This window comes from Micromonospora sp. SL4-19, from assembly GCF_047921475.1.
GTDB lineage: Bacteria > Actinomycetota > Actinomycetes > Mycobacteriales > Micromonosporaceae > Micromonospora.
Genome location: NZ_JBLROB010000001.1, coordinates 784,771 through 796,215, shown reverse-complemented (window position 1 = coordinate 796,215; position 11,445 = coordinate 784,771). Strand labels below are relative to the sequence as shown.

The 11,445-nt window shown below is 71.9% G+C and carries 9 protein-coding genes; 7 read left to right on the top strand and 2 right to left on the bottom strand.

Translation table 11 applies throughout. The features are described 5' to 3' along the window. The first annotated feature begins 14 nt into the window (after positions 1-14). The 6 genes from ACNAVT_RS03720 to topA all read left to right on the top strand — a co-directional run bounded on the left by ACNAVT_RS03720 (position 15) and on the right by topA (position 7,874). Positions 15-371, top strand: coding sequence for an STAS domain-containing protein (locus ACNAVT_RS03720; RefSeq protein WP_089011584.1), 357 nt, complete (start codon positions 15-17; stop codon positions 369-371). After that, entirely contained in the window at positions 371-805 is a 435-nt protein-coding gene (locus tag ACNAVT_RS03715; RefSeq protein WP_416292759.1) for an ATP-binding protein, read from the top strand. Before ACNAVT_RS03720 ends, ACNAVT_RS03715 begins: the two co-directional genes overlap by 1 nt. A 320-nt stretch (positions 806-1,125) precedes the next feature. Continuing rightward, positions 1,126-3,486: a sodium-translocating pyrophosphatase gene (locus tag ACNAVT_RS03710; protein ID WP_416292757.1), complete on the top strand. Its 2,361-nt coding sequence runs from the start codon at positions 1,126-1,128 to the stop codon at positions 3,484-3,486. A 123-nt stretch (positions 3,487-3,609) separates the two neighbouring features. Next, positions 3,610-4,149 (top strand): hypothetical protein, encoded by a 540-nt coding sequence (locus ACNAVT_RS03705; RefSeq protein ID WP_416292755.1) that lies wholly within the window; start codon positions 3,610-3,612, stop codon positions 4,147-4,149. After that, a complete protein-coding gene (locus ACNAVT_RS03700; protein ID WP_416292753.1) occupies positions 4,140-4,748 on the top strand; it encodes a hypothetical protein in 609 nt (202 codons plus the stop codon). Before ACNAVT_RS03705 ends, ACNAVT_RS03700 begins: the two co-directional genes overlap by 10 nt. A gap of 321 nt (positions 4,749-5,069) precedes the next feature. Beyond that, positions 5,070-7,874 carry a type I DNA topoisomerase gene (gene topA / locus ACNAVT_RS03695; protein WP_416292751.1) on the top strand — a complete coding sequence of 935 codons (2,805 nt, stop codon included), beginning with the start codon at positions 5,070-5,072 and terminating at the stop codon, positions 7,872-7,874. A 79-nt stretch (positions 7,875-7,953) separates the two neighbouring features. On the opposite strand, the gene ACNAVT_RS03690 is transcribed toward topA, so the two are convergent. Then, complete coding sequence (locus ACNAVT_RS03690) at positions 7,954-9,261, bottom strand: D-arabinono-1,4-lactone oxidase (protein WP_416292749.1); 1,308 nt, start codon at positions 9,259-9,261, stop codon at positions 7,954-7,956. A 225-nt stretch (positions 9,262-9,486) separates the two neighbouring features. Between ACNAVT_RS03690 and ACNAVT_RS03685 the strand changes: the two genes are divergently transcribed. Beyond that, entirely contained in the window at positions 9,487-10,062 is a 576-nt protein-coding gene (locus ACNAVT_RS03685) for a TetR family transcriptional regulator (protein ID WP_416292867.1), read from the top strand. A gap of 122 nt (positions 10,063-10,184) precedes the next feature. Here ACNAVT_RS03685 and ACNAVT_RS03680 read toward each other — a convergent pair whose 3' ends face one another. Then, on the bottom strand, positions 10,185-11,393 hold the full coding sequence (locus tag ACNAVT_RS03680; RefSeq protein WP_416292747.1) for an amino acid deaminase/aldolase: 1,209 nt from the start codon (positions 11,391-11,393) through the stop codon (positions 10,185-10,187). Positions 11,394-11,445 lie beyond the last annotated feature (52 nt).

Sequence of the window (11,445 nt, the reverse complement as noted above, 5' to 3'; positions counted from 1 at the left end):
CCGAGGAGGGACCGATGGAGCTGTCGCTGGCGACCCGCACCGTGGGGGAGCACACGGTGCTCGAGGTCGGCGGTGAGGTGGACGTCTACACCGCGCCACGCCTACGGGAGCGGCTCCTCGAACTGATCGACGGTGGCGCCCGCCGGGTCGTGGTCGACCTGGGTCGGGTGGACTTCCTCGACTCGACCGGCCTGGGCGTGCTGGTCGGCGCCCTGAAGCGGCTCCGTTCGGCCGGCGGCTCCTTCGCCCTGGTCTGCGACAAGGAACCGCTGCTCAAGATCTTCCGGATCACCGCGCTGGACCAGGTCTTCCCGCTGCACCCCACGGTCGACGCGGCGATCAGCGCCGACCCGACCGGCGCCGGCGCGTGATGGCGACGGTCAAGCTCTCCTTCTCGCCGGCGCCGGTGCACGTCCGCACCGCCCGCCTGGTCGGCGTCGCGGTGGCCCGGCGGGCCGGCGTACGCGAGGACCTGCTCGACGAGGTGCGCCTGGCGATCGGTGAGGCGTGCACCCGAGCGGTCGCCCTGCACCGGCAGTACGGGCTGCCTGACCCGGTGCTGATGGAGATGTCGGACAGCGGGGCGTACACGGTCCGGGTGGTGGACCGCGCTCCGATCGAGGCGGGCATCGGACTCGCCGCCCTGCCCCCCGACGAGCTGGCCAAGGAGTCGCTCAGCGAGGACGCGCTGACCACCGGCGTCGGGTTCGCCCTGCTCGCCGGCTTCGTCGAGGACCTTCAGGTACGCCCGGTCGAGGAGGGCGTCGGCACCGAGGTCCGAATGGTGTGGCCGGTCGGCCGCTGACCTGAACCCCGCCCATCGCAGGCCGCGTTCCCGCCCGGGGAGCGCGGCCTCGTCGTGCTGCCCCGCCCATATATCAGAAATTCTCACATAGCACAGCGACGAAGATCATCAGGACACGTGCCCCCTCGGTGTGACCCTCAGCACGCCAGAGGGCTACAGTACGCGGGTTGTCAGCAAGTGATCCGTCCCCGCAGCCAGCGGGAATGGGTGTTCATCGCTGGTCCGCCGGGGTGGGTTGGCGCGCGCTTGCGAGTCCGCATCCAGGCGTCGGTCCGTGCGTCTCCACGGACCGACGCGTTGTTCGGTACAGGAGGACATAGATGTCCGGGACCTTGGCCGCCGACGGCGGCGCACTGTCCTTCACCGGAGCCAACGTGACGTACGTCGTCATCGCCGCGGTCATCGCGCTGGTGGCGCTCGTCTTTGCCGCCGCCCTGACCAGGGCGGTACTGGCAGCCGGTAAGGGCACCACCAACATGCAGGAGATCTCCGGGGCCGTGCAGGAGGGCGCCTCCGCGTACCTGCTGCGACAGTTCCGCACCCTGGCGATCTTCGTGGTCATCGCCGTCGTGCTGCTGTTCCTGCTGCCGGTGCACGACACCGACGGCAGCGAGACCTGGGTGAAGATCGGCCGGTCGCTCTTCTTCGTGGTGGGCGCCGGGTTCAGCGCGTTCATCGGCGGCGCCGGCATGTGGCTGGCCACCCGCGCCAACCTGCGCGTCGCCGCGGCCGCCCGGGAGCGCGAAGGCGGGCGCGAGGGCGCCATGAAGATCGCCTTCCGGACCGGTGGCGTGGTCGGCTTCCTCACCGTCGGCCTCGGCCTGTTCGGTGCCGCGCTGGTCGTCCTGATCTTCAAGGGTGACGCCCCGACCGTGCTGGAGGGCTTCGGCTTCGGTGCCGCGCTGCTCGCCATGTTCATGCGGGTCGGCGGCGGCATCTTCACCAAGGCCGCCGACGTCGGCGCCGACCTGGTCGGCAAGGTCGAGCAGGGCATCCCGGAGGACGACCCGCGCAACGCCGCCACCATCGCCGACAACGTGGGCGACAACGTCGGCGACTGCGCCGGCATGGCCGCCGACCTCTTCGAGTCGTACGCGGTCACCCTGGTCGCCGCGCTGATCCTCGGCCGCGCCGCGTTCGGCGAGACCGGGCTGGTCTTCCCGCTGATCATCTCCACCATCGGGGTGCTCGTCGCGATCGTCGGCGTCTTCATCACCCGGCTGCGCAGCTCCGACCGCAACGGCCTGACCGCGATCAACCGGGCCTTCTACCTCTCCGCGCTGATCGCTGCGGTGCTGGTGGCGATCGCCGCCTTCGCGTACCTGCCGGCGACCTTCGGCGAGCTGGAGGGTGGGCTGGCCGACGTCGACCGCAACCCGCGGCTGGTGGCCATCGGCGCGGTGATCATCGGCATCGTGCTGGCCGCCGCGATCCAGGCGCTCACCGGGTACTTCACCGAGACCAACCGGCGCCCGGTGCAGGACATCGGCAAGAGCTCGCAGACCGGCCCGGCCACCGTCATCCTCGCCGGCATCAGCATCGGCCTGGAGTCGGCGGTCTACTCGGCGCTGCTGATCGGCGCCGGCGTCTTCGGCGCGTTCCTGCTCGGCGGCAGCTCCATCACCCTGTCGCTGTTCGCGGTCGCACTGGCCGGCACGGGCCTGCTCACCACCGTCGGCGTCATCGTCGCGATGGACACCTTCGGCCCGATCTCCGACAACGCCCAGGGCGTCGCGGAGATGTCCGGCGACATCGACGAGGACGGCGCGCGGACGCTGACCGAGCTGGACGCCGTCGGCAACACCACCAAGGCGATCACCAAGGGCATCGCGATCGCCACCGCGGTCCTCGCGGCGACCGCGCTGTTCGGCTCGTACACCGACACGCTGCGCTCCTCGTACGCGGACGCGGGCGTCGGCGACGTCGGCGCCGAGATCCTCAACGCGCTCAACGTGGCCAACCCGCGCAACCTGGTCGGCCTGATCGTCGGCGCGGCGGTGGTCTTCCTCTTCTCCGGCCTGGCCATCAACGCGGTCTCCCGCTCGGCCGGCGCCGTGGTGATGGAGGTCCGCCGGCAGTTCCGCGAGCTGCCCGGGATCATGAACCGCACCCAGCGCCCCGAGTACGGCAAGGTCGTCGACATCTGCACCCGGGACGCGCAGCGCGAGCTGATGACCCCCGGCCTGCTGGCCATCATGGCGCCGATCGCGGTCGGTTTCGGCCTCGGCCCCGGCGCGCTGGCGTCGTACCTGGCCGGCGCGATCGGGGCGGGCACCCTGATGGCGGTCTTCCTGGCCAACTCCGGCGGCGCCTGGGACAACGCCAAGAAGCTTGTCGAGGACGGCGCGTACGGCGGCAAGGGCTCCGAGTCGCACGCCGCGACCGTCATCGGCGACACCGTCGGCGACCCGTTCAAGGACACCGCGGGTCCGGCGATCAACCCGCTGATCAAGGTGATGAACCTGGTCTCGCTGCTGATCGCGCCAGCCGTGGTGGCCTGGAGCGTGGGTGCGGACAAGAACAACGCCCTGCGGATCGTGATCGCCCTGGTGGCCGCGCTGGTCATCGTGGCGGCCGTGGTGTTCAGCAAGCGCAAGGGGGTCGCCATGGGCGATTCCGACAGCGGCGGCGACGCCGGCGCGGGCAGCTCGGAGGAGCGGGCCGAGCCGGTCAACGCCTGAGCCCGACGCGACGGTGACGGTTCCCGGGCGGCGTTGCGCCGGCCGGGAACCGCGCCGCCCGGGGGTCCCATGGACGAAACCTGACCGCTGGAACTTCCGCCGGCAGGCCGTACGCTGCTTCGCATGCGTACGCGCCGGGCGGCAACCGCCGGAAAGTTCACGGTGGTCCTGGCCCTGCTCGGTCTGGTCGTCGCGGGCTGCGGCGGCCCCAGCCCCCGGGCCTGGGCCGCATCGGTCTGCCAGGCGCTCACCCCGTGGCGCGCCGAGATCACCAAGTTGACCAGCAGCACTCAGCAGCAGATGACCGCGCAGACCACCCCGGCGCAGGCCAAGGAGAACCTGGTCCGGCTCTTCGCCGGGGCCGAGCAGGCCAGCGAGACCGCCCGGCAGAAGGTCGAGGAGGCCGGCGTGCCGGAGACCGACCACGGCGAGGAGATCTCCGCCGGCTTCCGAGCGTCGCTCGGCAAGATGCGGGACGCGTACGGCCGGGCCCGGGACACCATCGACGGGCTGGACACCGCCCAGGCCGGCCGCTTCTACGACGGCGTGCGGGCCGCGGTGGACACCCTCAACAAGGATTACAGCGCGAGCGCGCTGGACACCAGCAACCTCGACTCACCAGAGCTCAAGAAGGCCTTCGACGAGGTCCCGGAGTGTCGCTGACGCCCCCTTCCCCGAACCCGATCCGCCAGCCCTCGCTGTTCTCCACCGAGGCGGCCGACCCGGCCCTGGCGGACCTGGCCGGCCTGCTCGCCGGGCCGGGGGAGGTGGTCCGGATGGGCGGCACGGCCCGGATCGCCGTGGTGGTGGACGGCGCCTGGCGGGTGCACGTGCTGGTGGCCGAGCTGGCTGCCCGGGGGGTGGCGGCGAGCTGGGAGCCGACCGGGGGTGGGCGGCACCTGGTGCGCACCGCGTACGCCACCACGCTGGCCCCGCTCGCCACGGCCTGGCTGCGTGGCACGGCGAAGCGGCCCCCGGCCGGCTTCCACCTCAACGGTCGCCGGCTGCGGCTCTGGCTGGCCGCCGCCGGTGCCGCCGACCCGGCCGGCGTCCAGCTCCGCCTCGGCCCGGCCGACGAGGAGTGCTGGCCGCGGATACGCGCCGCGCTGGCCGCGGTGGGGCTGCCGGCGGCGTTCGTGGAGCCGGACGGGGGCGGGCCCGCGTACCGGATCACCGGGCGGCGGGTGGCCCGGCTGGCCGAGCTGGTGGGCGAGCGCCCACGGGCCGCGCCGGCGGCCGAGTGGCCGGGCAGCCCCGGCTGACTGCGTAACCCCGACCGGCTGTCCGATCCTGGACACCTCCGGGCGGCGGTTCGGCCAGGAAAACGGACCGGTGTCTCCTCGCCCGTCGGTGCGTGATCGTCACAGTGACCCGCCTGGTGCCCTACCCACGGTGTACGGTGGCGCCGTCCGGCGGGTGCCGCCGCCGCGAGCCGCCCGGTGGTCGCCGAACCAGATCGTTTGCCGCCCACGAAACCCGGAGCGCGGACGGCGCGTTACGTTGGACATCCGGACCGCCGGTGGTCCGGCCGGTGCAACACGGCCCGAAACGGGCATGAAGTAAGAGTGAGGTCGGAGAGAGACGTGCCGAGCAACGCTGGAACCACCCGTCTGGTCATCGTCGAGTCACCGGCGAAGGCCAAGACGATCTCGGGCTACCTCGGCCCGGGGTACGTCGTGGAGGCCAGCTTCGGCCACGTCCGGGACCTGCCCCGAAACGCGGCCGACGTGCCGGCCAAGTACAAGGGCGAGCCGTGGGCGCGGCTCGGGGTGGACGTCGACAACGGCTTCCACGCCCTCTACGTGGTCTCGCCGGACCGTAAGCAGCAGATCAGCAAGCTGACCAAGCTGGCCAAGGAGGTCGACGAGATCTTCCTGGCCACGGACGAGGACCGCGAGGGCGAGGCGATCGCCTGGCACCTGGTGGAGACGCTCAAGCCCAAGGTGCCGGTCCGGCGGATGGTCTTCCACGAGATCACCAAGCCGGCGATCCAGGCCGCGGTGGCCAACCCGCGCGAGATCGACCGGGACCTGGTCGACGCGCAGGAGGCCCGGCGCATCCTCGACCGGCTGTACGGCTACGAGGTCTCCCCGGTGCTGTGGAAGAAGGTCATGCCGAAGCTCTCGGCGGGCCGGGTGCAGTCCGTGGCGACCCGGATCGTGGTCGAGCGGGAGCGGCAGCGGATGGCCTTCCGCACCGCCGAATACTGGGACATCCTGGCCAGCCTCGCGGTGACGAACGCCGGCGAGGGGCCGCGCGCCTTCAACGCCACGCTGATCGCGCTGAACGGCGACCGGATCGCCACCGGCAAGGACTTCGAGCCGACCACCGGCCGAGTGCGGGCCGGTGCGGGCGTGGTGCACCTCGACGAGAGTGGCGCCCGCGGGCTCGCCGCGCGCCTGGAGGGGCGGCCGTTCACGGTCACCCGGGTCGAGGAGAAGCCCTACCGCCGCCGCCCGTACGCGCCGTTCATCACGTCCACGCTCCAGCAGGAGGCGGCCCGCAAGCTGCGGTTCTCGTCGCAGCAGACAATGCGCACCGCGCAGCGGCTGTACGAGAACGGCTACATCACCTATATGCGTACCGACTCGGTGAACCTGTCGGAGACCGCCATCGCGGCGGCCCGCCGGCAGATCGTCGAGCTGTACGGCGAACGCAGCGTGCCGCCGGAGCCGCGCCGCTACACCGGCAAGGTGAAGAACGCGCAGGAGGCACACGAGGCGATCCGCCCGGCGGGGGACAACTTCCGCACCCCGGGCGACGTGGCCAAGGAGCTGTCGGCCGAGGAGTTCAAGCTCTACGAGCTGATCTGGCGGCGCACCATCGCCTCGCAGATGACCGACGCGGTCGGCTCCAGTGTCTCGGTGCGTATCCGCGCGCTCTCCTCCGCGCAGGAGGAGGCCGACTTCGGCGCGACCGGCAAGACCATCACCGACCCGGGCTTCCTGCGCGCGTACGTCGAGTCGAGCGACGACGAGAACGCCGAGGCCGAGGACGCCGAGCGGCGGCTGCCCACCCTGGTCAAGGACCAGCCGCTGACCGCCGAGGAGCTGGCCGCGCAGGGCCACCACACCCAGCCGCCCGCTCGCTACACCGAGGCGTCGCTGGTCAAGGCTCTTGAGGAGCTGGGCATCGGCCGCCCGTCGACGTACGCGTCGATCATGCAGACGATCCAGGACCGCGGCTACGTCTCCAAGCGTGGCCAGGCGATGATCCCGTCGTTCCTGGCGTTCGCGGTGATCGGGCTGATGGAGCGGCACTACCCGCGGCTGATCGACTACGACTTCACCGCCAGCATGGAGAACGAGCTGGACGAGATCGCCGGTGGTGACCACGCGGCGGTCGACTTCCTCACCTCGTTCTACTTCGGCGGCGTCAACGGCACCGGCGACCAGGCGATCGCCCACGCCGGTGGCCTCAAGAAGCTGGTGACGGAGAACCTCAGCGACATCGACGCGCGCAGCGTCAACTCGATCCCGCTCTTCACCGAAGACGACGGGCGCGAGGTCGTCGTCCGGGTCGGCCGGTACGGGCCGTACCTCCAGCGGGCCCTGCCGGGCGAGCAGCCCGCGCCCGCCGGGGAGGGCGAGGAGGGCGGCGCCCAGGGCGACCGGGCGCCGATCCCGGAGGGGCTGGCGCCCGACGAGCTGACCCCGGAGAAGGTGCACGAGCTGTTCCTCGGCGGCGGGGGCGAGCGCAAGCTCGGCGACGACCCGGCCACCGGCGAGCCGATCGTGCTCAAGTCCGGCCGGTTCGGCCCGTACGTGGCCAGCGGGGAGCGCAAGTCCTCGCTGCTGCGCTCGCAGTCGCCGGACTCGCTCACCTTCGACGAGGCGCTGAAGCTGCTCAGCCTGCCTCGGCTGGTCGGCGCCGACCCCGAGGGCAACGAGGTCTTCGCCAACAACGGCCGCTACGGGCCGTACGTCAAGCGCGGTGACGAGTTCCGCTCGCTGGACTCGGAAGACAAGATGTTCACCGTCTCGCTGGACGAGGCGCTCGCCCTGCTGGCCGCCCCGAAGACCCGCCAGCGCCGGGCCGCCGCGCCGCCGCTGCGGGAGATGGGCGCCGACCCGCTGACCGAGAAGGCGCTGGTCATCAAGGACGGCCGGTTCGGGCCGTACGTCACCGACGGGGAGACCAACGCGTCGTTGCGGCGCGGGCAGACGCCGGAGGCGTTGACCCTGGAGGAGGCCTCCGAGATGCTCGCCGAGAAGCGGGCGAAGGGCCCGGCGCCGAAGAAGAAGGCGGCGGCGAAGAAGGCGGCCCCGGCCAAGAAGACGGCGGCCAAGAAGACCGCCGCCGCCAAGTCGACGGCCGCCAAGAAGACCGCCACGGCCAAGGCCACCCCCAAGAAGGCAGCGGCCAAGAAAGCCACCTCCCCCGAGTAACGCCGGAATCCGACGAGATCTTGGATGGAAACGGCCCCTCCAGGGGCCGTTTCCATCCAAGGTCCGCCCTGTGGGGCGGTCAGCTGCCGAGGACCTGGTTCAGGTAGGCGTTGGTGAGGACGCGGTGGGGGTCCAGGCGGTCGCGGACGGTGAGGAAGTCGGAGAACTTCGGGTACGCCGGGGCGAGCGACGCCGCGTCCCGGTAGTGCAGCTTGCCCCAGTGCGGCCGGCCGTCCAGTTCCGTCGCCACCTCCTCGAATGCCCGGAAGTAGGACTCGAAGGGCGCTCCCACGTACTGATGGACGGCGATGTACGCCGAGTCCCGCCCGTACCCGTGGGAGAGCCAGATGTCGTCGGCGGCGGTGAACCGCACCTCGACCGGGAAGAGCACCTTGAACGGCAGCCGGTCGACGATCCGGCGCAGCTCGTCGAGGGCCGCCGGCAGGGCGGCGCGCGGTAGGCCGTACTCCATCTCCACGAAGCGGACCCGGCGCGGGGTGCAGAAGACCCGGTCGGAGCGGCCGGTGTACGTGCGCTCGGTGAGCGCCCGCGCGGAGATGGCGCTGATTCCCGGGGCGAGCGCCGGCACGGCCCGACCCAGCCGGCACGCCCCCTCGAACACGGTGTTGGCCAGGAACTCGTCGTCGAGCCAGCCGCGCCAGCGGGGCAGCGGGCGGTCGTCGACGGGCACCCGGTCGTTGGTCTTGACCTGCACCCGCGCGGTGTACGGGAACCAGTAGAACTCGACGTGGTCGTGTTGCTCGACCAGCCCGGGCAGGTCGGCGAGCACCGAGGACAGCGGCGCGGGGCGTTCGTGCGCCCGGAGCACGAAGGCGTCGACGCAGCGCAGGGTGACCTCGACGAGCACCCCGACCGCGCCGATTCCGACCCGGGCCGCGGCGAAGACGTCGCGGTGCGCGTCCGCGGAGCAGCGCAACACCTCGCCGGTGCCGGTGACCAGGGTCAACGCGGTGACGAAGGTGGACAGGCAGCCGAGCTTCGCGCCGGTGCCGTGGGTGCCGGTGGAGAGCGCTCCGGCCACGGTCTGTGTGTCGATGTCGCCGAGATTGGGCAGGGCCAGGCCGTGGGTGGCGAGCAGTTCGTTGAGGGTGTGCAGGGTCATTCCGGCCGGTACGGTGACCAGCCGGCGGGCGGTGTCGACGGTGACGCCGGTGTCCAGGTCGGCCAGGTCGAGCCGGTGCCCGTCGGTCACGGCCGCCCCGGTGAACGAGTGTCCACTGCCCACCGCCCGGATCGTCCGCCCGGCGTCGGCGGCGGTCCGGACCGCCTCGACGACACCGCCGATGTCCCGGGGTCGCGCCACGAGGGCGGCGGTGCTGCGCTGGTTGCCGGCCCAGTTGGACCAGGCGGTCGGCGTACCGGACATGGACGCTCCTCGACATGAATATGAACTGACTTCATATCAGGAACGTTGTACCTGGTAAATACCGCAATCGGGGCACGCTCGTTGTACCGGTAGTCACAGTCTGGTGACTTGCAGATAAGTTCATCCGTCGAAGGGGGGTGGCGCCGAGTGTCCACACCAGCCGCCACGACCGGGCCGCTGCGCCGGGTACCGGTGCAGGGTCGAAGTGTCGCGCGGGTCCAGCGGATGCTGGACGCCTGCGCCGAGCTCGTCGACGAGGTGGGGTACGAGGGGTTGACCACGACCCTGCTCGCCGAGCGTGCCGAGGTGGCGATCGGGTCGGTCTACCAGTTCTTTCCGGACAAGCGGGCGATCGTGCAGGCGTTGACTCTGCGCACGATGGAGTCCTACCTGCAGCGGCTCGATGAGCGGTTCGCCTCCGACGACCTGACCCACTGGTGGGACGGCGTCGACGCGGCGATCGACGAATACATCACGATGCACCGTACCACTCCGGGATTTCGTACCCTGCACTTCGGCGACGTGGTCGACCTGCACCTGCTCGACGAGCAGCGGGACAACAACGGCGTGATCGCCGATCAGCTCGCCCGGGTGCTCACCGAGCGATTCGGCGTGGCCGACCTACCCGACCTCCGGTTCCACCTGGAGATCGGGGTGGAGGCGGCCGACGCCCTGATCAAGCTGGCGTTCCGCTGGAAGCCCGAGGGCGACGAGCGGGTGCTGGTCGAGGCGAAGGCACTGATCCAGGAGTACCTGCACCGGCAGGTCGACGCCCCTGCGGAGGTGGCGCGGGCGAGCTGAGGCGGGCCTCGCCGGCAGGGTGCGGCCGGCGAGACACGGTGCGACGCCCGGGGTGCGACCGGGCAGGACGACAGCGGCGGGTTCCCGAGGTGCGCCGGGACCCGCCGTCATCCTGTCCGGGCCTAGAGGAACGCGTGGCCCTCGCCCCGGTAGGTGGGCACGGTGGCGACCACCTCGTCGCCGTCGATCAGGTGCAGCTCGTTGACCCGTTCGCAGAGCTCGCCGGCCTTGGCGTGGCGGAACCAGACCCGGTCGCCGATCCGCAGGGTCGCCGCGCCCGCGCCCGCGAGCGGGGTCTGCACCTCGCCGGCGCCCTCGGCCCCGAGCAGTTTGAGGCCCGCCGGGAGCCAGGGGCGGGGGAGCCGACTCGCCCCGGCCGAGCCCGAGGCGATCCAGCCGCCGCCGAGCACGGTGGCCAGCTCGGGCGTGGGCCGGCGGACCACCGCGCAGGCGAAGAACGCCGCCGGGGTGGGGCGCCAGGCGCGGTACGCGTCGAAGAGCGCCGGCCCGTACAGCCCCGAGCCCGCGGTGACCTCGGTGACCGCGGGATCGGCGCTGGTGGCGGCCACGCTGCCGGTGCCGCCGCCGTTGACGAACTCCAGGTCGGTGTGCTCACGTACCGCGGCGACCGCCGCCGCTCGCCGGGCCAGCAACTCCTGGTACGACCGGCGCTGGGTGACCCGGATCGCGGTGCCGAGCACCGCCTGCCCGGGGGGCGCGTCGCCGAGCCCGGCGATCTGCGCCTCGTACGACATCAGGCCGACCAGTTGGAAGCCCGGCCGGTCGGCGACGGCGGCGGCGAACGCGCCGGCCGCCTGGGCGCTGTGCACCGGGGAGCGGCGGACGCCCATGTGCACCCGTCCGCCCAGCGGTCGCCAGGAGGCGTCCAGGTCGAGGCAGACCCGCACCGCCGGCCGCCGGCCGGGCGGGCACACCTCGTCGACCAGGTCGAGCTGGCCGGTGTCGTCGACCATCAGTGTCACCGCGGCGGCGAGCGCCGGATCGGCGGCCAGTTGGGCGAGCGAGCCCCGATCGGCCGTGGGATACGCCACCAGCACGTCGTCGCTGACGCCGCCGCGGGCCAGCCAGATCGCCTCGGGGAGGGTGAACGCCATCACTCCCCGCCAGCCGGGACGCGCCAGCACCCGGCTCAGCAGGTCGCGGGCCCGGACCGACTTGCTGGCGACCCGGATCGGCTTGCCGGCGGCCCGGCTGACCAGCGCGTCCGCGTTGGCCTCGAAGGCAGCAAGATCGACCACGGCGTACGGCGGGTCGAGGTGGGCGGTCGCCCGATCGAGACGATCACGGAGTTTGTCACGGTCGATGGCCATGTCTGCACACGCTAACTGTCCGGGCGGCTATGCGAAATACCCTCGCGTATGT

What these genes read in the sequence shown, in the direction of transcription:
- ACNAVT_RS03720 (WP_089011584.1), top strand. Translation starts at nt 15, where the DNA reads ATGGAGCTGTCGCTGGCGACCCGCACCGTGGGGGAGCACACGGTGCTC.
- ACNAVT_RS03715 (WP_416292759.1), top strand. Translation starts at nt 371, where the DNA reads ATGGCGACGGTCAAGCTCTCCTTCTCGCCGGCGCCGGTGCACGTCCGC.
- ACNAVT_RS03710 (WP_416292757.1), top strand. Translation starts at nt 1,126, where the DNA reads ATGTCCGGGACCTTGGCCGCCGACGGCGGCGCACTGTCCTTCACCGGA.
- ACNAVT_RS03705 (WP_416292755.1), top strand. Translation starts at nt 3,610, where the DNA reads ATGCGTACGCGCCGGGCGGCAACCGCCGGAAAGTTCACGGTGGTCCTG.
- ACNAVT_RS03690 (WP_416292749.1), bottom strand. Translation starts at nt 9,261, where the DNA reads ATGTCCGGTACGCCGACCGCCTGGTCCAACTGGGCCGGCAACCAGCGC.
- ACNAVT_RS03685 (WP_416292867.1), top strand. Translation starts at nt 9,487, where the DNA reads ATGCTGGACGCCTGCGCCGAGCTCGTCGACGAGGTGGGGTACGAGGGG.
- ACNAVT_RS03680 (WP_416292747.1), bottom strand. Translation starts at nt 11,393, where the DNA reads ATGGCCATCGACCGTGACAAACTCCGTGATCGTCTCGATCGGGCGACC.